The organism is Psychrobacter sp. ENNN9_III (assembly GCF_001462175.1).
Taxonomy (GTDB): domain Bacteria; phylum Pseudomonadota; class Gammaproteobacteria; order Pseudomonadales; family Moraxellaceae; genus Psychrobacter.
Window position 1 is genome coordinate 1 of record NZ_LNUO01000196.1, and the last position, 22,804, is coordinate 22,804.

At 43.1% G+C, this 22,804-nt stretch carries 21 protein-coding genes and 1 pseudogene; 14 read left to right on the forward strand and 8 right to left on the reverse strand.

Going from position 1 to position 22,804, the window contains the following annotated elements:
- From PENNN9_RS12875 to yjgA, 7 genes and pseudogenes are all read left to right on the forward strand, one after another.
- The coding region (locus PENNN9_RS12875) for a ComEA family DNA-binding protein (RefSeq protein WP_058369859.1) at positions 1-298 on the forward strand (298 nt) is incomplete at its 5' end.
- Between the two features lie 166 nt (positions 299-464).
- Positions 465-2,629 (forward strand): annotated as a pseudogene (gene pcnB / locus PENNN9_RS11785) (polynucleotide adenylyltransferase PcnB).
- A gap of 1 nt (position 2,630) precedes the next feature.
- Complete coding sequence (folK, locus tag PENNN9_RS11790; RefSeq protein WP_413771752.1) at positions 2,631-3,152, forward strand: 2-amino-4-hydroxy-6-hydroxymethyldihydropteridine diphosphokinase; 522 nt, start codon at positions 2,631-2,633, stop codon at positions 3,150-3,152.
- 90 nt (positions 3,153-3,242) lie between these two features.
- On the forward strand, positions 3,243-4,043 hold the full coding sequence (gene panB / locus PENNN9_RS11795) for a 3-methyl-2-oxobutanoate hydroxymethyltransferase (protein WP_058369861.1): 801 nt from the start codon (positions 3,243-3,245) through the stop codon (positions 4,041-4,043).
- A gap of 51 nt (positions 4,044-4,094) precedes the next feature.
- Entirely contained in the window at positions 4,095-4,973 is an 879-nt protein-coding gene (gene panC, locus PENNN9_RS11800) for a pantoate--beta-alanine ligase (RefSeq protein ID WP_058369862.1), read from the forward strand.
- Positions 4,974-5,239: 266 nt separating this feature from the next.
- A complete protein-coding gene (gene rapZ / locus PENNN9_RS11805) occupies positions 5,240-6,208 on the forward strand; it encodes an RNase adapter RapZ (protein WP_143505702.1) in 969 nt (322 codons plus the stop codon).
- 120 nt (positions 6,209-6,328) lie between these two features.
- A complete protein-coding gene (gene yjgA / locus PENNN9_RS11810; RefSeq protein ID WP_058369863.1) occupies positions 6,329-6,841 on the forward strand; it encodes a ribosome biogenesis factor YjgA in 513 nt (170 codons plus the stop codon).
- 127 nt (positions 6,842-6,968) lie between these two features.
- Here the strand turns inward: yjgA and PENNN9_RS11815 are convergent, their stop codons facing one another.
- Positions 6,969-7,589, reverse strand: a complete 621-nt coding sequence (locus PENNN9_RS11815) for a thiol:disulfide interchange protein DsbA/DsbL (RefSeq protein WP_058369864.1) — start codon at positions 7,587-7,589, stop codon at positions 6,969-6,971.
- A 405-nt stretch (positions 7,590-7,994) separates the two neighbouring features.
- Between PENNN9_RS11815 and ubiG the strand changes: the two genes are divergently transcribed.
- The 4 genes from ubiG to PENNN9_RS11835 all read left to right on the forward strand — a co-directional run bounded on the left by ubiG (position 7,995) and on the right by PENNN9_RS11835 (position 10,819).
- Positions 7,995-8,792: a bifunctional 2-polyprenyl-6-hydroxyphenol methylase/3-demethylubiquinol 3-O-methyltransferase UbiG gene (ubiG, locus tag PENNN9_RS11820; protein ID WP_227511821.1), complete on the forward strand. Its 798-nt coding sequence runs from the start codon at positions 7,995-7,997 to the stop codon at positions 8,790-8,792.
- 30 nt (positions 8,793-8,822) lie between these two features.
- Positions 8,823-9,533 (forward strand): HAD family hydrolase, encoded by a 711-nt coding sequence (locus tag PENNN9_RS11825; RefSeq protein WP_058369866.1) that lies wholly within the window; start codon positions 8,823-8,825, stop codon positions 9,531-9,533.
- Between the two features lie 110 nt (positions 9,534-9,643).
- The gene (locus PENNN9_RS11830) at positions 9,644-10,432 is read left to right on the forward strand and encodes a YciK family oxidoreductase (RefSeq protein WP_058369867.1); all 789 of its coding nucleotides are present in this window, start codon (positions 9,644-9,646) and stop codon (positions 10,430-10,432) included.
- 120 nt (positions 10,433-10,552) lie between these two features.
- Positions 10,553-10,819 carry a DksA/TraR family C4-type zinc finger protein gene (locus tag PENNN9_RS11835; protein WP_058369868.1) on the forward strand — a complete coding sequence of 89 codons (267 nt, stop codon included), beginning with the start codon at positions 10,553-10,555 and terminating at the stop codon, positions 10,817-10,819.
- A 45-nt stretch (positions 10,820-10,864) separates the two neighbouring features.
- Here PENNN9_RS11835 and PENNN9_RS11840 read toward each other — a convergent pair whose 3' ends face one another.
- Both PENNN9_RS11840 and ompR read right to left on the reverse strand, forming a co-directional pair.
- On the reverse strand, positions 10,865-11,563 hold the full coding sequence (locus PENNN9_RS11840) for an exopolysaccharide biosynthesis protein (protein ID WP_058369869.1): 699 nt from the start codon (positions 11,561-11,563) through the stop codon (positions 10,865-10,867).
- A gap of 23 nt (positions 11,564-11,586) precedes the next feature.
- Positions 11,587-12,342 carry a two-component system response regulator OmpR gene (gene ompR, locus PENNN9_RS11845; protein ID WP_058369870.1) on the reverse strand — a complete coding sequence of 252 codons (756 nt, stop codon included), beginning with the start codon at positions 12,340-12,342 and terminating at the stop codon, positions 11,587-11,589.
- A gap of 613 nt (positions 12,343-12,955) precedes the next feature.
- Between ompR and PENNN9_RS11850 the strand changes: the two genes are divergently transcribed.
- On the forward strand, positions 12,956-15,472 hold the full coding sequence (locus tag PENNN9_RS11850) for a Tex family protein (RefSeq protein ID WP_058369871.1): 2,517 nt from the start codon (positions 12,956-12,958) through the stop codon (positions 15,470-15,472).
- Positions 15,473-15,649: 177 nt separating this feature from the next.
- Here the strand turns inward: PENNN9_RS11850 and PENNN9_RS11855 are convergent, their stop codons facing one another.
- From PENNN9_RS11855 to PENNN9_RS11865, 3 genes are all read right to left on the reverse strand, one after another.
- Positions 15,650-16,213, reverse strand: a complete 564-nt coding sequence (locus PENNN9_RS11855) for a hypothetical protein (protein ID WP_058369872.1) — start codon at positions 16,211-16,213, stop codon at positions 15,650-15,652.
- Between the two features lie 416 nt (positions 16,214-16,629).
- Positions 16,630-17,460 (reverse strand): hypothetical protein, encoded by an 831-nt coding sequence (locus tag PENNN9_RS11860; RefSeq protein WP_058369873.1) that lies wholly within the window; start codon positions 17,458-17,460, stop codon positions 16,630-16,632.
- A gap of 398 nt (positions 17,461-17,858) precedes the next feature.
- Positions 17,859-19,157, reverse strand: coding sequence for a saccharopine dehydrogenase family protein (locus tag PENNN9_RS11865; RefSeq protein ID WP_082638087.1), 1,299 nt, complete (start codon positions 19,155-19,157; stop codon positions 17,859-17,861).
- 417 nt (positions 19,158-19,574) lie between these two features.
- Between PENNN9_RS11865 and PENNN9_RS12600 the strand changes: the two genes are divergently transcribed.
- Complete coding sequence (locus PENNN9_RS12600; RefSeq protein WP_021814049.1) at positions 19,575-19,730, forward strand: DUF1328 domain-containing protein; 156 nt, start codon at positions 19,575-19,577, stop codon at positions 19,728-19,730.
- A gap of 147 nt (positions 19,731-19,877) precedes the next feature.
- Here PENNN9_RS12600 and PENNN9_RS11870 read toward each other — a convergent pair whose 3' ends face one another.
- Entirely contained in the window at positions 19,878-20,171 is a 294-nt protein-coding gene (locus PENNN9_RS11870; protein ID WP_058369874.1) for a 4a-hydroxytetrahydrobiopterin dehydratase, read from the reverse strand.
- A 230-nt stretch (positions 20,172-20,401) separates the two neighbouring features.
- Entirely contained in the window at positions 20,402-20,692 is a 291-nt protein-coding gene (locus PENNN9_RS11875) for a GNAT family N-acetyltransferase (RefSeq protein WP_058369875.1), read from the reverse strand.
- 392 nt (positions 20,693-21,084) lie between these two features.
- Between PENNN9_RS11875 and ettA the strand changes: the two genes are divergently transcribed.
- A complete protein-coding gene (gene ettA / locus PENNN9_RS11885) occupies positions 21,085-22,746 on the forward strand; it encodes an energy-dependent translational throttle protein EttA (protein ID WP_058369877.1) in 1,662 nt (553 codons plus the stop codon).
- The last annotated feature ends 58 nt before the right edge of the window (positions 22,747-22,804 follow it).

Consider the following 22,804-nt stretch of genomic DNA (forward strand, 5'->3'; position numbering starts at 1 on the left):
GCCAAATAGTGGGAATGCGGCGCCTTGTTTTGATAATCCACAAAGTGCTTATGAGTACCTTTTAGCGCAAGAGAATGCCAAAACACAAGCGCGCGATCAATCTACCGTCAATATCAATCGTGCTTCTGAGGGTGAGCTGGTTTCACTAAACGGTATCGGTAGTAGTAAAGCTCAAGCAATTATTTTGTATCGTGACATGTTTGGCGATTTTAAGACGGTTGATGAATTAATGAAGGTCAAAGGTATCGGCGCAAAAACGATTGAGAAAAATCGAAGTCGTTTAAGGGTGCAAGATTAATAGCATTATTTTGCTTTAATTAACCCTAATATTGACAAAATAGCACGTAAGTAAATGTCATAACGCACCTACCACGCACAAAATTTGTTAAACTAGTAGTTACATCCGCCTGACAAACGCTGTGTTCGTCAGTGGTGGTTAAAGAATACCGGCGAGGAGTAGATGCATGGCCGAGCGTGCCGCCAAGCAGTTAGAACTGAATAAATCTGAATTACCCAATTCCATTACTGAAGTGATCGCGACATTGACCCGTGCTGGGTTTGATGCCTATATCGTTGGTGGTGGTGTGCGCGATACCTTATTGGGTCTGCGCCCAAAAGACTTTGATGCAGTGACTGATGCCAAGCCACATGAGATCAAAGACGTCTTTGGTAAGCGCTGCCGCATTATCGGTCGTCGCTTTCAGTTGGCACATGTGTATTCAGGGCGAGAGCTAATTGAAGTAGCGACGTTTCGTGGTCCACCGACGAGTAACGCCAATACCAATCAGGATGGTATGATCCTTCGTGACAATGTCTGGGGCGATATCAAACAAGACTTCTCTCGTCGCGATTTCTCTATCAACGCGTTGTACTATCAGCCACTCAAAGGCGTGGTTCATGATTTTTGTGGGGCGATTGAAGATATTAATAATAAAATCATTCGCCTATTAGGTCATGCCCCCGTTCGTATCGAAGAAGATCCAGTAAGATTGTTACGTGCCTTACGTTTTAAAGCCAAGTTGGGCTTTGAATTTGACAAAGAGCTCTCCGAGCAGTTTCATGATGATAATTGGGCGCTACTTGACCAGATATCTCCGCATCGCCTTTATGATGAAACGCAGAAGATGTTTACTGGTGGCTACTTAGTACCATTGTTGCCACTATTGTTTGAGTCCGGTGCGATTGATAGCCTCATCATTTATCCGCCATCTGAGCCAAGCGCCTTAGTCAAACAAGTGGCTATCAATACTGATAAGCGCATTGCGGCAGGTAAAAGTATCAATCCAGCGTTTTTTTATGCAGCCCTGTTATGGGAAAATTATCTGCATCAGTTAGAAAAAGCCAAAAAGCGTAACATGCCTTTCGCTGAAGCACAGATGTATGCGGCTGGTAAAGTTATCGATCGTCAACGTATCAAGACGGCGATTCCAAAGTTCGCTGAGCAGTTCATCCGTGACATTTGGATCTTGCAGCCAAAGCTTGCCGCCCCGCGTAGTAAGCAAATCGTCCAGCTCTCTGAACATCCACGCTTTCGCGCTGGTTTTGACTTTTTTATTATTGCGTGAGCAGTGCGGTGATGCTGAGCATCCGTTATCAGAGTCGACCAATGGTATGGGCGAGTGGTGGCAGACTTATCAGACCTTGTCTGAGCGTCAGCAGCAACAAGCAATCGATGATTTTGATGAAAGTATTCGCCGCGGTGCTTATAAGAAAGGCCAGCGTGGTCGCGGGCGCAATCGTCAAAAATCAGAGGCCGATACCGCTGATAAATCGCTGTCCAATCAAAAAAGCGTACCGCACAGTAAGACTAATGGTAAAGCCAGTAGCAGTGCCGAAAACCGTAATAGTGATCAGACAATGACAAATGATTCGTCAAACATTCCAGCACGTCGTCGCCGCGCCGCCAGTCAGACTACCACGGCTAAGCAATCTGGTAGCCATAAAAGTAAGGCTGATGCTACGCAGCTAGTAAAACAAGCTACTGATGAGCTTGCGCAGTTACAAAAGTTATCTCTTGCTAGTAGCAATAAGCAAATGTCGGATAAGCAGCAAAACGCCCAACCTGCGCCGTTGTTCGTCATCGAACACCAAAGCGTCGTGCCGCCATTACAAAAGCAGCTATCAGGTAGCGATAAGCCTAAGACGGCTGGAGATAAGACTAAGCCTCATCAAAAGCCTGAGCAAAAAAAAGACCGTCGCTAAAAATGCATCGGCTAATAAAGAAGCGCATCAGTCAGAGCACTTAGAAGACAAACCATCACCTTCTACCTCTAAACAAAAGGCCACTCAAACGATAGCAAGATCGCCTGCGTTAGTCAGTATGAATAACGAGCCGATACCGCATAAGCGTCGCCGCCGTGAGCCCAGTGTTGCTATCAGCGCTGATAATGAGCCTGCATCAAAAACTGCCACTAAGTACGCCAAAAAAGCGCCGAAACCGGCAGAGCAGTTTAAGAGTGAAGTCGATACGAAGGCCAAAAAGACAGTAGCACGTACCGAATCTACTACAGAGAATAAGCCAGCAAAGACACCAAACCCAAAACCCAATAAAAACGCTCAAGCCGATAACGACAAAGGTCCTGTACCATCAAAGCGTCGCCGTCGTCAGCCTAGTACCGATAATGTCTAATATGAATAACGATAGGGGCAATGACAAGTGGGTGACAGCCTATGTAGGCCTAGGTAGCAATCTGGCTAATGAATTAGGTTCACCTATAGAGCATTTGCAGCAAGCACTTGCAGCGCTGAGCGAGCATCAACAAATACATGATGTTCGGGTTTCTTCGTTTTATGCCTCAGTACCGATGGGACCGCAAGATCAGCCAGACTTTGTTAATGCGGTCGCTGGTTTTGAGACAACGTTGTCACCTTTTGCGTTGCTTGCATTTTGCCAGCAGCTAGAAGAGCAAGCTAAGCGTGCACGCATACGACGTTGGGGTGAACGTAGTCTGGATGTCGATATTTTATTATATGGTGAAGCGCAAATTGCAGAGCCGCAACTAACCATACCGCATGCTGGACTGCCTGAGCGTAATTTTGTCTTAATACCATTACGAGAGTTAGCGCCACAGCTTATCATTGCAGGCAAGCCTATAGATAGCTATGTGCCCAGTAGTGATTGGACAGGCCTAAAGAAGCTAGCAGCAGATTGAGTGTTTATTGAAAGTAGCAGCACACTGATAGTCAGATAAATGCATGGGTAGTCGGGTAATTAGATACATTGATAAGCAATTGAGGCTCATATGACGACATTATCTACGTTAAATAAATTTAAAAAAGACGGTACTAAGTTCACGTGTCTGACGTGTTACGACTCGATGTTTGCACGCATGATGGATAAGGCGCAGATTGACACTATCTTAATAGGAGATAGTTTGGGTATGGTCGTCCAAGGCCACGACTCAACCCTACCAGTTACCGTCGACGATATGGTATATCATACTGCCAATGTCGCGCGAAGCAACGACAGCGCCCTAATATTTGCTGACTTGCCATTTATGAGCTATGTGACGCTACCAGATGCAGTCATCAATAGTCGCAGACTTATGCAAGCTGGGGCACATGTGATTAAGATTGAAGGCGGTAGTGAGCTTTGTGAGTTGGTTACCACCTTAGCGCAAGCAGGCACGCCAACTTGTGTGCATCTTGGTTTGACGCCGCAATCGGTCAATGTTTTTGGTGGCTACAAAATCCAAGGCCGCGGTGATGCAGCCGCTGATAAACTGCTGTCTGATGCTAAAGCAGTCGTCGCTGCTGGTGCGGCGCTACTCGTACTAGAGTGTGTGCCCGCTGATCTTGCCAAAGCAGTTACACAAGCGGTTGCGGTGCCGGTGATCGGAATCGGTGCAGGTGCAGATACGGACGGTCAAGTATTGGTTATGCATGACATGCTAGGTATGGTGCATGGCCGAGTTCCACGATTTGTCCATGACTTTTTGACCGATGAGCGCAATACGACACATAGTATTGAAGGCGCTTTTGCGCTTTATCAGCAGTCAGTACGCGAAGGCAGTTTTCCAGCAGAGCAGCACCAGTTTAGTTAGGGTGTATCCTAACCTTTTGCTTTTAACGCTTATAGAGAAGAATATCTAATAATGCCAGTCATTCATCATATCTCAGCGATGCGTACCGCTTTACAGAGTTATCGTGGGCAACAGCGTATTGCTTTAGTGCCAACGATGGGCAATTTGCATGAAGGCCATCTTGAGCTAGTAACGCTTGCTAAGCAGCACGCGGATATCGTAATCGTGAGTATCTTTGTCAATCCTACTCAGTTTGGTGAAGGGGAGGATTTTGACAGTTATCCACGCACACTTGATAGCGATGTTGCAAAACTGACAACCGTCAATGCTGATTATGTCTTTGCGCCGAGTATCGATGAGATGTACCCTGTATTGCCGCCACCGACTACTGTTCTTGCTGGGTCTATTGCCAAACAATTATGTGGTCAATCGCGTCCTGGACACTTCGATGGTGTTGGGATTGTGGTATCTAAACTGTTTAATATCATACAACCTGATCTGGCCGTATTCGGTCAAAAAGACTACCAGCAGTTAGCAATTATTAAGCAGTTAGTACGCGACCTAAGTTATCAAATTGAAATCATAGGCGCGCCTATTGTCCGTGCTGATGATGGTTTAGCATTGTCCTCGCGCAATCAGTATCTAACTAACACTGAGCGTCAAATCGCACCGGTACTACATCAAGAGCTACAACGTCTGGCTCAGCAGCTAGCAACTGGTAAGCTAAGTCAACAAAGGATGGAAGCCTCATTGGTAGAGACCCACCTACGTCTTACTGATGCTGGTTTTAGGGTTGATTATTTAGAGATAAAAACTGATCAGCTAGATTCGATAATCGATGCTAAAGATTTTGATATAGCGGACAAACGGCTTATTATTTTAGTTGCCGCTTGGTTGGGAAGAGCCCGTCTATTAGATAACGAGTTTTTCACTATCAATGAGTCTTTTTAATGATGGATTCACAACGTGTGGTAATACTAAAAAGACAGAAAACGCTTAACATGCTCGTAGACAAAGTAGATGATGAAATATAGTCAATTCACTATAAAAACGATACAGCGAGACTGATATAAATTTTTTGTAGCCTCTGTCAGCGTAGACACAGCGAGCAAGAAATATTTATACCAGTTGCGCATCACGTTACAACGTATTGATTTTATTTGGTATCGACTATACAACGTATGCGTCAGTGATTGAACAAACTAGGATGGTGGATCATGGAAGCAGCAGGCCCAAACCAAGAAAACAAAGTAACATCAGAGCAAGTAATAATAGAAAAGTTACAAGACAATAGTGTCAGCATTCTTGTGGTCTCAGGACGTTCAGGATCAGGTAAGACCTCAGTATTAAATATTTTAGAGGATTTGGGCTATTACTCTATTGATAATTTACCACTTTCCTTGGTACCTAATGCCGTTGATAAGTTGGTTGGTGAGAGTTGTATTCGCCGTATTGCCCTTGGTGTCGATATCCGTACTCCACGTGCAGACTTGAGCAAGTTTGCCTCTATTCATAAGGTGCTAAAGCAAACCTACGGGGAACAGACGGTCAAAGTGATCTATGTGACCGCGCAAGACGCTATTTTAGTGGCACGCTTCAATGCCACTCGCCGCGTCCATCCTTTAATGGCTCAAGATTTTGAAAGCTCTACCTATCCGACATACAATCTGCCCGCTGCTATCAAAAAAGAAGAAGAGTTACTAGAGCCTATTGCCAGTTATGCTGATATAAAAATTGATACAAGTAAATTAAACATTCATCAGCTAAAAGATCGTCTGCGAGATCACATTGGTGCAGACAATAAGATTGTGATCAATCTGCTGTCTTTTGGTTTTAAATATGGCAGTCCTATCGATGCTGATTTTATATTTGATGTGAGAATTTTACCAAACCCGCACTGGAATCCTGAGCTGCGTACGGCAACCGGACTTGATCCAAAGGTTGGTGAGTTTTTCGCTGATTATCCAGAAGTGGCCGAGATGACCGATGACATCGCTACATTTTTGGATCGTTGGTTGCCAGATTTTTTGCACAACAATCGTCATACGGTGACAGTCGCTATAGGCTGTACGGGCGGCAAGCATCGCTCAGTCTTTATTACTGAACAGCTGCAACATTATCTTGCAAAGAGTCTGCCCCAAGGCTTGACGGTTGTGGCCAAGCATCGTGAAAAACGCCGTTGGTAGTTTTATGACTGCTGGTAGCATGAGTAGGTAGGCGATATTCATGATGCAACATAGAGGTCATGCTGGTGCAAATGGTCGCCCATCGCCCCTAATTTTTACTTATTATTTTGGAAAGCTTATATGATTAACTGGTCAGAACAGGATATGCGCGTATCACGCACCGAACTCAAAAAAGCTCATGAGCGTTTGCAAGAGCTGTCGATACCGCTTGCCAACTTATCAAAAAAGCAGCTCAAAAATCTACCTGCCAGTGATTACTTTATGGCAGAGTTGATGGCACTTGCTGATATCACTAGCGCAAATGCTCGTAATCGCCAGACCAAACGTGTTGGTAAGCTTATTAGCGAAGAAAACCGCCATGAACTGGTAAAAGCACTGTTTGATGCTTTTTTCCCCAATGAACAAATTGCTAAAATTGAAAGCTGGCGGGGTAGGCTTAATATCAATGATGAAGGTACGCTCAAGCAGTTTGTAAAACAGTATAAAGCCTCAGAGCGCAATAGCTTATATCAACTGTTGCTTTGGATTGAGTATGCCAAACATATGCAAGATGACGAGCTACTAGTAGAATCGGAACAAGATCTGGCCAGTTATATCCGAGAAGTTGCGATTTTGACTCAGCTAAAGTATTGATACGTTTGATAGCTATTGATAGCTATATCATAAATAAAAATGCTATAGAGCCATTATGTTTACAAGTGCAATAAAAAAGCCAATCATTAATGATTGGCCTTTTTATGGAAAAATAGTAATTACTAACTTATTTTTTCTCAGCGCGGACTTTGTCTACTAGATAATCTACTACTTTAGGAACAGTTGCGCTTTCACCTGTTACCACGTATTTGCCTTGCACGACCACTGCTGGTACACCAGAGAGCTGATAGCGTTTAGCACCTGCTTGTGAGCGGCCGATTTTGGTACCCACTGCAAATGAGTTGTACAAGCTGTTGAATTTCTTTTGATCAACGCCTTTTGTCGCGTACCATTTGCTTAACGAAGCTTGATCAAACAGCTGTTTGCCGTCTTTATGAACAGCATCAAACAATGCATCATGGGTTTTGTTTTCGTAACCCAATAGCTGCGCGGCATAAAAACCGCGCGCACTGGCTTCCCAAACTGGGTTTAGCGCTGCTGGCGTTTTAAAGAAAGCCACGTCTTTATCTTTAGTCTTGGCCCATTTTTCCATGTGCGGATTAAGAACGTTACAATGAGGGCAACCATACCAAAAGAATTCGCGTACGATAATAGCATCACCGCTGATCTTCTCTGGGTTGTCTAGGACGCGGTAGTCCTTCCCTGCGACATAATCAGCTGCTTGTGCGCCCATATTGGCGATTCCAATGGCAATAGCCAGACCAGTCAATGTGATGACACGTTTCATACGTCTTCCTTTGGGAATAAATGTTTAAATTTTTAGTGACGATGTTTATTGATAAAGCGCTAGGCGCAAGCTGCTTATAATAACGTAAAATAGAGCTGTTTGTGAACCGGATTCTTAATCAACCGTTGTAAAGCTGTTAGATAGTATTTACGCAACCTTACCTACAAACAAATTAAACAGTTGTTTTTGATCGGTCAATTCATAATTTAAAGGTATATATCACTTGGCATAAGTTAACAATACCTCTAATAATCGGTCACGATGTCCTTACGACAAAGCGCGCGCTCTCATGCTAACATAAAGCCTATGATAGCGCATAACAACGCATAACAGATAAATAATGACAATAAAGGAAACACCATGAGCTTAGCCAATTCATCTTCACCTAATGACTTTCAGTCAGATATGATGACAGCCGATATTGCAGACAATACAGATATCACCAATGTTGATCCAAGCGAAGTCGATAAGTTTAATAAACTTGCTAGCGAGTGGTGGGATAGTACGGGTGCATTTGCAACTTTACACCATATCAATCCGCTACGTCTTAACTGGATAGAAGAAAACGTCAAACGTGGCTATCAAAGTAGCGATCAAGACAGTAATGCTAACAAAACGGCTGAAACGGGTCTGACTGGCAAAAAGATATTAGATGTTGGCTGCGGCGGTGGCATATTAGCCGAATCGATGGCACGCCGCGGCGCTGATGTCACCGGTATTGATTTGGGTACTGAGAATTTAAAAGCGGCCAGCTTACATGCAGAGCAAAGCAGTTTGGAGGATTGTTTACGTTATCAGCATGTGCCTGTTGAGAGCCTAGCAGCCACTCATGCAGGACAGTTCGATGTAGTGACCTGCATGGAGATGCTCGAACACGTACCAGATCCTAGCGCGATTGTACAAGCATGTTATGATCTGCTAGCCCCAGGCGGTGTCTGTGTGCTCTCTACCATCAATCGCAATCCAAAGTCTTACTTGTTTGCGATTGTCGGAGCAGAGTATATATTGCGCTTGCTAGATCGCGGCACACATGACTATGCAAAATTTATCACTCCAGCTGAGCTTGATAAAATGGCATTAAACTCAGGCTTCCACCGTCAGGATATCATCGGGCTTCATTATAACCCGTTAACCAAACGCTATTGGTTGGCACAAAATGTCGATGTTAATTACATGCTCGCTGTCCAAAAGCCACTGGTTTAACATAAATTATTAATAATAAGAGCAGACGATATGACTCAATTTGTAAAAGCTGTTTTGTTTGATTTGGATGGTACGCTTATTGATACTGCAGCAGATTTTGTACGTATTATTGGTAAGATGAGTATACAAAACAGTTGGCAAGCACCGCCTGAGGCTCAGATTCGTGAGCAAGTTTCTGCTGGTGCATCGGCTATGGTGCAACTCATGCTACGTCACAACGATCAAATCGAGACGAGCGAAGAAGCCTTGCTTGGTTTTCGTCAGCAGTTTTTGGATGATTATGAAGCAGATATCTGTGTCGACAGCTGCGTATTTGATGAGCTTGAAGCGGTATTGGAGACACTTGAAAAAAAAGGCGTGCCATGGGGTATTGTAACCAATAAACCGCGTTACTTGTCAGAGCAACTGCTCAAAGTGATGCAGTTGGATGAGCGCTGTGCGGTTTTGGTATGTCCCGACGATGTATCACGTACCAAGCCTGATCCAGAGCCCATGTATATGGCCCTAGAAAAGCTTGGGATACCACGTGGCGCTGCTGGTTGCGTGCTGTATGTAGGCGATCATATACGTGATATAGAAGCTGGGAAGGCGGCTGGGATGTCGACGATTTTGGCTGCTTATGGGTATATTCCACCTGAAGATCAAAAAAGCCTAAAGAGCTGGGGCGCAGATCATATTGTTGATACGCCCAAGCAGCTGAGCAAGTTACTATTATCACCCAGTAAGTTTGAATATATATAACTTCAATGTATTTGGTTTGAATGTTTCGATATTTCTGGCCAGTTATCTCAAGCCAGCCTTATACTCTAAAAATAAACTTTATTATAAATGGATAAGTAGTGGACGAATCTATGAGCGACAACGTTAATCAGCCTCTAAATCATGATGATATTCGTACTTTTGAGCCACAGGATAATTGTCTGGATGGAAAAACCATCTTAGTAACAGGTGCAGGAGATGGTATTGGACGTGTTGCTGCATTGACCTATGCGCGCTATGGCGCAACGGTACTGTTACTCGGTCGTACCACCAGTAAGCTTGAAGCTGTCTATGATGAGATTGAAAGTTTGGGCGCTAAACAACCTGCGATGTTACCGATGGACTTAGAGAAAGCCACTTACGCAGAAATGCAGCAATTAGAAGGCTTGATCGTCAAAGAAATCGGTCAACTTGATGGCGTACTGCACAATGCAGGGTTATTAGGTGAGCTGACACCACTTGAGATGTACGATGTCGATACCTTTGAAAAAGTGATGAAAGTCAACTTTACCGCTAACTTTATGCTGACCCAAGCATTGCTACCATTACTCAAAGATGCGGACAATGGTTCTATCGTCTTTACCTCTAGTACCGTTGGTACACATCCGCGTGCATTTTGGGGTGCATATGCGCTCTCAAAGCAAGCCGTAGAAGGCATGAGTGATATCTTTACTCAAGAGACACAAAACACGACTCGTTTGCGCTTTAATTGTATCAATCCGGGCGGTACGCGTACCAACATGCGTGCGCATGCATTCCCTGGTGAAAATCCTATGAGTCTCAAAACACCTGAGGATATCATGGCAGGTTATGTCTGTCTGATGAGTGATGACAGTATTGGTGTACGCGGACAAGTCATCGCGTTACAACCAAAAGATTAAAACGTACTGATAGCCAGCTTTGTTTTCTTAAGTATTGCCACCGACAAGAGTATTGAAAACAATGATATTTAGCCCCATCTATTTGTTCTTAAAGATTTTTATTAAAAGAAAGGATAAATTATGGCAGGTGGTTGGTCAAGAGATGGTGCTGAGCACGAACAGATGGATGCAACCGTTAATGATGCATTAGATCGTGTCAGAAGTGCCATACCTAAGGGTGATAGTGCTGAATTTTGTGATGAATGTGGCAACTCGATTCCACAGGCGCGGCGTATGGCTGTACCTGGTGTTCAGCACTGCATTGGCTGTCAGACTGAGCTTGAAAAAGATGCAAGAGCGGCAGAGCTATTTAATCGCCGCGGCAGTAAGGACAGTCAATTGCGCTAATAATCTTATATTTACCATAAAAAACCAACCTAATGCGGTTGTTTTTTATAAAAGTACTTGAGTAATCAAAAAATAAATAGTGGCCAGATTTAGCAGTAAGCCGGCTAAAAACACATACCCATCTTCTGTAATCAAAGCGATGGCAAATAAAATGACAGAGGCCGCAGGTATCATAACTGCGAAAGGCATTAGCTCAAGAGGAATCATAGCAAGGGCGGCAAAAATACAAAGGGCTGCCGCCAACTTTTTTGCCTTATTAGAGGTTAGCGACTCAAGTCTGGGTTTAACGACTTTGTCAATCCACTTCGTGGCTTTTGATGCAATGTGCACCCCTTTGTGCAGTTTGTCCTCATCAAAAGAGATATTATCAACAAATTGCGGTAACCAAGGTCGCTCTTTACCAAAGAGCATCTGGATGCTGATCAAAGTAATTATCACACCACAAACCGTTGGCACCCCAGGGATGCCGCCTGTTGGCATGATAGCAATGAGGGCAGGGGCAAATATCAAAGGCCCAAAGCCTTTAGAGTTAAGCGTATCCATGATATCGCCGATATTTACCTTGCCCGCATCTTTATCAGGGTCTAATTGTTTAAGTACAGTAGTCAAACTATGTTCTGATACAGAATGACTCGACTTTGAATCTTCTTTATCATAACGAGCACTTTTATGCTCATCTAGAGTCGCTGGATGGTGGTCTGTACGAACGCCAGATTTGTGAGGGGAAGAGTTATTGTCTGTCACTATAGCTCCTAAGCGCTTAGCTCTTACCCGTTTTCAGCTTCAGTATCCGACTCATCTGGAACGAATACATAGCCCACACCCCAAACTGTCTGGATATAGCGAGCTTGTGACGGGTTGTCTTCTATTAGACGACGCAGGCGCGATACTTGAACATCGATTGAGCGTTCCATAGCGCCCCATTCACGGCCACGAGCAAGGTTCATGAGCTTATCACGAGTCAATGGTTCGCGTGGATGCTGTACGAGGGCCTTTAAGACAGAAAACTCACCTGTCGTCAATGTCACCACATTGCCATCCCTTTTAAGCGTACGCGTAGACAAGTCAAGCGTCCATGGTCCAAACTCAACCACTTCTAGCTGATAGCTTGGCGCACCTGGTAGCTCACGGTTTTGACGACGTAATACCGCTTTGATACGTGCTAATAGCTCTTTTGGATTAAAGGGCTTGGGCAAGTAATCATCAGCGCCTGCCTCCAAACCTGCGATACGATCTGCATCGCCACCTTTAGCGGTCAGCATGATGATTGGAATATCACCATTGTCATCGCGTAGACGTCTACAAATACTGATACCGTCTTCTCCTGGTAGCATCAAATCCAACACTACTAACGAAAACAGTTCACGCTGCATTAATTTGTCCATTTGACTGGCATCGTGAGCTGTCCGTACTACAAAGCCATCATCTTCTAGAAAACGCTGCAATAAAGAACGCAAGCGCGCATCGTCATCGACGACTAAGATACGTTGAGTCATGCTATCGGTGCTTTTATTATCAGTCATGCAGATATCCTTTAATAAATATTATTATTACCAAAAACTTTTATTGTCAAAAACTGCTATTACCAAAGATTATTAGCAAAAATTATGATTATTATCGATCATCGATGAATCAGATATTCATACCCTCATGCGGTATTGATCGTATTGAGCTCATATCAGTCTATTTGACGGTTAATGTAATTTATACTGTATCTATCCCGTTAAACACTTATAACATAAAACCAGAAATTCTACGGTCAAAATCCTAAAAAAATTATCAGTATTAAAAACAGTTTTTGAAGACAATTATTTTATCTATATAAATAAAAAAAGAGCTTTTAGAGCAAATCTAACCATTCATACCTTTATTGAAGGGTTTGAGGCAGATTGGCATTTTTAATCCTCTAGCTTTAGTGTATAAGATTGGACAGGCAATTGCATCATCCATAGACATAAATGCTGTATGCGTTTGTTTAACGTAGCGATTAGCGCTAGTTTATATGAAAATTTAAACCATAAAGACTATTATTTGAGCGATAAAGACTATGATAAGTAATGAAGATATAAAAAGGATTTTTATTCATGCAGCTTTTGCTATAATGCCAAACTACATTTCTCAACGATTGATACGGATATGAGTAGCACTGATACCTTAACGGCGTCTCAACCCTCGACGAATTTACAGGGTCTGGATGCAACCACACACGCGAATATTCACGACAAACTTGCTCGCGCGCTTGGCATTAAGACTGCTCAAGTCAATGCGTTTGTCAAACTCTACGATGAAGGGGCAACAGTTCCATTCATTGCGCGATATCGCAAAGAAAAGACGCAAAATCTAGATGATGCGCAGCTACGTGCTCTAGAAAAGTCGCTCAATTATGAACGTGATATGGCAACACGTCGCCTCAAGATTACTGAGCTACTACGCACACAAGGCAATTTGACAGACGAGTTGCAGACCCGTATCGATAATGCGACGTCTAAGCTTGAGCTTGAAGACATTTATTTACCGTACCGTCCGCGTCGCCGTTCACCGGCCGCCAAAGCACGCGCCGCTGGTCTCGATGTGGTAGCACAAGCGGTCTTGACGCAAGAGATTACCCCAACAGAGGCTTTGGCTGACTATCAAGCACCAAGTAGCCTTTCTGATGATAGCGGTAATGAGATTGAAATTGACTTTGGTGACATCGATAAACAGCTGGCTGGTGTACAAGCCATCATCGTCGATGAGTGGACACAAGCGCTAAATCTACTTGATGATTTACGTAACGGTTTTGCAAAAACGGCCAGTATTGTCTCCACTGTTGCAAGTGATGAAAAGCGCGAAGTCGGTGAAAAATTCAAAGATTACTTTGAGCATAGCGAAAGCCTTGCGCGTCTGCCTAATCACCGCTTATTGGCGATGCTGCGAGGTCGTCAAGAAAACGTCTTGGGTCTCAAAATTGAAGGCGAAGATGCACCGTTCATCGAAAAAATCATTAGTCATTTCGATGTCGATGCCAAAGCGCCTGCTGAGCGTCGTGAGTTTTTAGCACAAGCGGCTAGCAGCCTGTGGAAAGACAAATGGCGTCCGCATATTGAGCATCGTTTGTTGACTGAAAAGCGTCTGACTGCTGAGGCCGATGCAATTGATGTATTTGCCAATAACCTGCAGCATTTATTGATGTCAGCACCAGCTGGTCGTAAAGTCATTTTGGGGGTCGATCCTGGTATTCGTCATGGCGTCAAAATGGCGATTATCGATGCTCAAGGTCATGTTATGCTAGATAGCGAAGACAAGCCTGTAGTAGCAACTGTCTATCCATTTGCGCCTGACAATAAGTTGACTGAGGCCAAAAAAGTCATTGATGAGTTATTAAGTACTTATGACGTTGATCTAGTGGCTATTGGCAATGGTACTGCTAGCCGCGAAACAGACGCGATGGTAAAAGAGATTTTGGCGGCCAATACTGCGCTAAAAGCCAAAGCCGTCATCGTCAATGAGTCTGGCGCATCAGTCTATTCTGCAAGCGAGCTTGCCAGTGATGAGCTTGCCAATCTAGATGTGTCTGTACGCGGCGCGGTGTCTATCGCTCGCCGCTTGCAAGATCCACTCTCGGAGCTGGTAAAGGTTGATCCAAAAGCGATTGGTGTTGGTCAATATCAGCATGATGTGAACCAAAGCCAGCTAGCAGATAGCCTTGATAAAGTGACTCAAGATAGCGTGAACGCTGTCGGTGTTGATGTCAATACGGCAAGTCCTGCTATTTTAGCGCACATTGCAGGTTTGAACAAAAATGTCGCCCAGCAAATCGTCACTTACCGTAAAGAGCATGGCGCATTTGATAGTCGTGAGGCGCTCAAAAACGTCCCACGCTTAGGCGCTAAGACCTTTGAGCAAGCAGCAGGCTTTCTACGTATTCATGACGGCAGTAACCCGCTGGACGCCACAGGCGTGCATCCAGAAAGCTATGATTTGGTTGATAGCTTACTGGCGCAAACAGACAAAGCATTGCCAGAGGTGCTCGGTAACGATGGTGTACTAAATACTATCGATACGACCGCGCTCGCGGCAAATGATGACAATATTAGTGTAAAAGCCATCATCGAAGAGCTGGCAAAACCAGCCCGCGATCCGCGTCCTGAGTTCAAAACTGCTAATTTCCGTGAAGACGTAAACAGTATCAAGGACTTAGAAGAGGGTATGCAGCTTGAAGGCGTCGTGACCAACGTGACTGCCTTTGGTTGTTTCGTTGATGTCGGCGTACATCAAGATGGTTTGGTACATATCTCACAGATGGCCAATGATTTCGTTGCCGATCCGATGAACCGTGTCAAACCAGGTGACATCGTTTCGGTGCGCGTCATTTCTATCGATGAAAAACGTGGTCGCATTGGTTTTAGTATGAAACCTGAGTCTGAAAAGCCAGCACGTCCAGCAGCGAAGCCTACTGCAGCAAACACTGGTAATGATGACAAAACCAGTCGTCCACGCAGCAATCGTCCGGCAGCGGATAAGCGTCCAGCAAAGTCACGTGGCAACCGTCAGGACAAGCCTGCCAATAGTCGTAGTAAGGCGTCAAAAGCTGAAAAGACTGAGTTACCAAGTAAAATGGGTACGCTTGGGGCACTGCTACAAGAAGCGGGCGTGACGAAAACTAAGAAGTAGTAAAAAGTAATTAATAGAGATATATAAGAAAGGCAGCCTAGTGGCTGCCTTTTTTTTATGAATAGAGATATATAAGAAAGGCAGCCTAGTGGCTGCCTTTTTTTATGAACGTCACGTATGTTTCCAATAGCTATATATCTTTAACCAGCTATAACTTAATCAATTGGTTAAAGAGTATTAACGTGGAACAACACGGCGATTTTCGCTAAATTCAACTTCGGCAGGCTGAGTTGCTAGTAACTCACCACGGTTGTCTTTAGTTTTCTCTTGTAGCGTAACTGTTGCGTTTGCGCTGTTAGGGTCATCGTTAAGAACCTCGCCTGCAATCAATGGTTGATATTCATTATTGCTATGTTGTTGGTTTAGCGCTTGCGGTGCAGCTTGCTCAGAGACAGGATTGGCCATCTCTTCAGGGTTTTCCATCATGTTTGGATCGTTCATCTCATCAGGATTGCCCATCATGTTTGGGTCATTCATCTCATCAGGGTTGCCCATCATGTTTGGATCGTTCATCTCGTCAGAGTTTGTTTCAGCAACATTTACATCACTTTCTACTTCACCCGGTTGAGTGGCCAATAACTCACCATCTGGGCCTTCAATCTCAGCTTGTAGAGTATTGGGAGCAGGAGTAACACGCATATCTGCTGGTGTAATATTGCCCTGATCCATAGGAGCAGCCATGGCTATACCTGGCATAGCTAAAGCTGTGCCGATAATCAATGATAAAGTACGATTTTGCATCAGTTAATTCCTTGAGTCACAAGTTTTATTAATCAGCTTAAAATACGCTTAAGCTTGATCGTTACTTAGCGTTATTCCTAAGGGTATCTATCTACTTAACGTTTTAAATATAGATGTGTAATATATTTAAAAACGTCAACTGTAGATAAAACAAAATCATGACAATTGCTTTATAGATTGTCATGATACATATAAGTAAAAAAGATTTATAAAATAGCTATAATCTCAACACGCAAAATACCAGCTTTCAGGCTGGTATTTCAGTAGTAAACTCATTAAAGGTCTAACAGATTGATGTATTCGTGTGACGTTATGCAAGTGCTGTGTCTATAAGTTTGTATAAAATTTAATCAACTTATCCACGATTTAAAATTAATCAAATACGACACATTTTCCTTTAATCATAAGTCAGCTCTTTATTCTACAATGACGTATTTACCAGTATTTGGGTCTACGACACGCTGCTGTGTATCATTGTTAGGCACACGAGTGACTGGAAACGTCTGATTGATTTCGATCTTATCAACGATTTGCTCGTCTGCTTCTTGACCAATGATCGTAGCACGCTCAGTACCATCTTCGATGGCTACCGCTGTACCTTCTGCCGTTTCAATACGTTTAATCTGGTCTTCTGGGGCATAAATAACTTCTTTTACACTATATTTAGTGGGACGAATAACGCGTTTGGTTTCAATGACAACTGGTTCTACAGTGCGCACCTCTGCCACAGCTACTTGCGCTTCAGGAGCTACAGCCTCGCTTACCACAGGAGTTGGAAACTTATCACCAAAATGATTGTCGCACTGCTGCATACTTAGACGTACAGGATGACCACGATTATCCATGTAGACGTTGACAGGCATATCAGGGGCAATAGGGACATATTTTCCAACCAATGCTCCTGAAACACCGTAGCGACCATCCGATTGACCGACACCTAAATCACAAGCACCCGCTGCATAATCCGACGTCTGCAAATCATTGCTACTAACCACACTTTGAGGGATCATGACTTCGGACAAAAGCATTTTTTTGACAGAAGCTTCACCAGCGCGGCGTTTTGGCTCTTGATAAGTATAAGGGGTGTAGAATTTAGCAGAGCCGTCTTTTACCGCTGTGACACATTCTTCATAGCTGTCGTAGCCTACATTGCCATGCCCATCAGTAACCATGGCAGCATTGGCAGAATGTGCAAACATAGCTAAGCCTGACGCTAACATAGCTGTCGTTAATATATTTAATTTCATAATAAACTCCTCTTAATTGTTGTTATTCATCGTTGTTATACAAGCGCTGTCTCAAAGTTTTATTTAATCAGATTTGTAGACACAATCTTCACAGGTCGATAACTTAATTAAGGGTACGTGATATATTTGGCTGTCGCTGTTTCATTGCATTAACAAAGTGTGTCGTTGTGTGGCATATAACGATTAATCGGCAATATTGCTTACGCATAAAATACACAATTATCGTTTGATAACATTAACGGCTTTGCGTCTTATTTAGCGAACTTGCTAGATATCAGTTTAGTCATTAAAAGATTAAAGGACGCTGTTGAGTTACTTGAATGTTTGAGAGTTCAAAATAAAAAAGCCGCACTCTATAAGTAAAATGCGGCTATCATTAATGATATATATTTTTGCGATTATTGGTGGTCAACAACTTCAAAGCTAAGACCGGCGTGAGCCTCTAAGCGCGTCAATAACTTATCGCCCATCGCAGAAGCTGGTGTCCAAAAACCACCTGACACATCCTCTTTAGCAATGTCTTGAGCGAGACATAAGGCTGATTGAGCAAGCATACGTGACGTGCTGCCGTAACCTGGGTCTTTATCACCTGTAACTTTAGTATTGATATTATCATTGTTGGCAGTCTCACCAAAGAAGCGAATATCAAAATAGCCGTTTTCTTGCTCTTCTTTAGATGGTCCAGAGCCTGATTTTGGTAAGATATGTTTTGAGAGCAGCTCGCGACTTGGCTTAAATACCATTGCCGTAGCAAAGCTCAATAATCCTGCACTCATACCATAGCTCATCAGCTTGCCTTTCATACCATCCTTCATCCACATCGCTTCATCATATTTGAAATCACGACCATATTCGTAGCCCAAAAGCTGATTACTGCGGTGAACGATGCGCGTATTAATACTTGCCATTACAAACGGCGCCAACCAGCGCTTGTGTTCATCATCATACTCAGGTCGGCTGACATTTTCTTGACGTACGTTAGGCGCGTCTTTATCGTCATTGAGTAAGTAAGGGTTAGCAACTTGCTTACGGCGCTTTTTATCTTGACCGACTTCTTCAAATATAGTAGCCATAGAAGCAACCGTTCCGCCTGACAAACCACCTTTTGCCGCTTTAACTCTCATATTGATAACAGTACAAGCCTCATCAAACTTTTTCTCAGCTTGTTGCTGAGTATAGTAGACACCCAGGTCTGAGGGGATAGAGTCAAAGCCGCAAGAGTTTACAATACGCGCGCCACTTTGCTTGGCAGCGTCTTGGTATTTGTCCATCATATCTTTAATAAAAATAGCTTCACCTGTGAGGTCGACATAGTCGGTACCGTTTTTGGTACAAGATTTAATCAGAGGTTCACCATATTTGAGATAGGGACCAACCGTTGAGATAATAACTTGTGTTTGCTTGGTCATCTTATCAAGGCTGGCATCATCGTTACTATTAGCGACAATAATATCGACCTTCGCTTCTGAGTCTCCATTCTGCTGCGCTGAGCTTAGCTCTGATTGCAGTTTTTCTAGTTTTTCTTGGTCGCGACCAGCGATAGCCCAAGTGACGGATTGTGAACCTTCACCACTTTGCTTACCATTATCTGCCAAAAATTGCGCCAAATAATGCGCAGTAATTTGACCAACGAAGCTTGTTGCGCCGTATAAAACAACAGCGTATGTACGTTTTTGAGTATCCATATCATTATTCATATTTTTTCCTTACTATTTTTTAGATAAATAAAAGCAGACTGATAATTAAGGTTTTACATCAAGTACATATTTAACAGTGTCATAAGTTCAAGGCAATCTTAAAACCATATCACCTATAGGTTGGTTTAATAAATGTGTAATAACTTAAATTTGTCCAAAACGGGGCAATGAGCATACATAAGTTACATAACATATCGTGATCATTACCAAACTGAACGTTTATCTGCTCTAAAAGATTGCTAATCTACTACTACAACTTATAAGAAATAATATTAACAACAATAAGCACTAAGGGTAATGAGATTTAGCGAACTGGAAAGTACTAATTGTTTATAGGTTAACAACTAAATATATTCCTGATGTACGTGAGTTTGCTTTATTCAAATGTCGGATGCTTTTTATTTAAGGAGAATGATTATGTTTCGTTGGGCGATTATATTTGCTGTTATCGCTTTATTAGCGAGTTTATTAGGGTTCGGCGGTGTTGCTGGCTTGTCTGCTAATCTGGCTTACATTTTCTTAGCAGTAGCGGTTATTCTATTTATTGTGGCGTTCGTTAGCCGCAAAATGTAAACAGTATGTAAACAGTATAATGTACTCATAATTGTTAATCATCGCTTATGTGAAATAAAAAAACGTCCTCAAATGGGGACGTTTTTATTTTTGTATTTATCAACTCTGCGTCAATCAGAGACGTCAATCATTGTGCTTTCGTGGACATTATAGACGTTTGGGCTGAATAATATGCTCCATGCGTTTTGCTAGACGAATATCATGACTGGTAATACCGCCCGTATCACTGGTCGTCAAACGTACTTCAACGATATTATAAATATTTTTCCATTCAGGATGATGTTCAAGTGCTTCAGCATAAAATGCGGCTTGATTCATAAAGCTGATGGCTTCGACGAAGTTACTAAAGTGGTAAGTTTTTACTATGCTATTCCCATCACGCTGCCAACCGGTAAGGTCTTCTAGCTGCATATCAACTTGTTTGTTGGATAAACTACTCATATCGATATCCTTTATTGTTATGTTTGCTGATTTAAGATAGAACAAAAAACCCACCTATCCTTTATATCCTGCCATATATCCATTAAGAAATATATAGTGAGGTTAAATAGATAGGTAGGACAATTGGTTGATCGGTTCTACTATGTAAGATTAGAATGAATCATTTAAATGGTGATAAATACCATGACAGACTACGTAATCATGTCATACTAATATGTCTTATACCGACGTTATAGCAGATCTTTGTATTCTGGATGCTTGCTGATATATGAAGATACAAAAGAGCATTGTGGAACAACCTTTCTGTCATGGTCACGTGCATAGTCTAAGGCATGTTTGACCAATTCTGAACCAACTCCGCGGCCACCTAGGGCTTGCGGTACAATTGTATGGTCATAAACCAAAGTAACGCCGCGCTTTTGATAACTGATATAGCCAGTTTGACCTTCAATCGTAGTCTCAAAGCGGTTTGCTTGTTCGTTGTGAGTAATGTCCAATTTTTGACTATTTACTGTACTCATAAAACTCTCCTTTATTATTAAAATTAAATGCGTATGGTATTCACAATCGATACCATCACGTTTGAAGCTAACAATTTAACTTAATGATAATTATCAGTGATAATAAAATCGTTGACCAGTGGCTTATAGTAAAAGTGAATAGAGCAAACGTTATTATTCTTAAGTGTACACGCTAGGATGCTATTTTTTATAGAAGCTTTTATATCAAAGGTGTCACGCTTTGTTGCAGAAGACACAAAACCAGCTGTAAAAGCTGCGGTTAGCTTGCAGGGCATGCGCCACAATGCGATAATAGCAGACAATTTATAACCCTGATTTTTGAGGCGCAGTTCACTTAGCATAATCGCTAATTGTGATGACAGTCCTCGTCTATGTAGTCTATCGGAGTGTCAATGGCTCAATATATTTACACGATGAACAACGTGTCAAAACTTGTTCCGCCCAAGCGCGAAATCCTAAAAAACATTAATTTATCATTTTTCCCAGGTGCCAAGATCGGTGTACTCGGTATCAACGGTTCTGGCAAATCGACTTTGCTACGTATCATGGCAGGCGTCGATACTGAGTTTAGCGGTGAAGCACGTGCACAAACAGGTACGAAAGTCGGTTACTTGCCGCAGGAGCCGCAGCTTGATGATAGTAAAGACGTCCGTGGTAATGTCGAAGACGGTATGCGTGAGGCGTTAGATGCGCTTGATCGTCTGGATGCGATTTATGCTGAATATGCAGAACCTGATGCCGATTTTGATAAACTTGCTGAAGAACAAGGCAAGATGGAAGATATTATTCAAGCATGGGATGCGCACAACTTAAACACTCAGCTAGAAAAAGCGGCTGATGCACTACGTCTGCCGCCATGGGGTGCTGACGTTAGCAAACTGTCAGGTGGCGAGAAGCGCCGTGTGGCCCTATGTCGTCTATTATTGTCGCGTCCTGACATGCTATTGCTTGATGAGCCGACCAACCATTTGGACGCCGAATCTGTCGCTTGGCTTGAGCTATTCTTACAGAACTACAGCGGTACGATCGTGGCTATTACCCATGATCGTTATTTCTTGGACAATGTGGCGCAGTGGATCTTAGAGCTTGACCGTGGTCATGGCTATCCGTACGAGGGCAACTATACTGAGTGGCTAGAGCAAAAGAACAATCGCCTTGAGCAGCAGAACAAGCAAGAAGAGTCGTTTGCTAAAGCACTCAAAAAAGAGCTTGAGTGGATTCGTAAAAACCAAAAAGGCCAGCAAGCGAAGTCCAAATCTCGTGTACAGCGTTTTGAAGAGCTAAACTCACAAGAGTTCCAAAAACGTAACGAGACCTCTGAGATTTATATTCCACCTGGTCCACGTTTGGGTAACAAAGTCATCGAAGTCAACGATATCTCCAAGTCATTCGGTGATCGCTTGCTTTATGAAAACCTTAGCTTTAACGTCCCAGCGGGTGCTATCGTCGGTATCATCGGTCCAAATGGTGCAGGTAAAACTACGCTATTTAATATGATTACCGAACGTGATACGCCAGATACAGGCTCGGTTGACTTGGGTGAAAGTGTCAAAGTCGCTTATGTCGGTCAGGTACGTGACAACCTAGATGACAATAAAACCGTCTGGGAAGAAGTGTCTGATGGCTTAGATATTATCACCGTTGGTGACTATACTACGCCAAGTCGTGCTTATATTGGCCGCTTTAACTTTAAAGGTTCAGACCAGCAAAAGCACGTCGGGCAGCTATCTGGTGGTGAGCGTAACCGCTTGCAGTTGGCTAAAACGCTAAAGCAGGGCGCCAACGTTTTGCTTCTTGATGAGCCCTCAAACGATTTGGATATCGAGACCCTACGTGCGCTAGAGGATGCGATTCAAGTATTCCCAGGTACGGTCATGGTGGTTTCGCATGATCGCTGGTTCCTTGATCGTATCGCCACACATATCTTGGCCTTTGAAGAAGAAGGCCCTATCTGGTTCGATGGTAACTACTCTGAGTTTGAAACCTATCGCAAAAAGACCATGGGTGACGATGCCACGCCTAAGCGTATGAAGTATAAGAAAATCTCTACCTAGTTGACGGCTTAAAAAGCTTAAGTTTTATACAATAAAAAAAGACCTCTAATTATTAGAG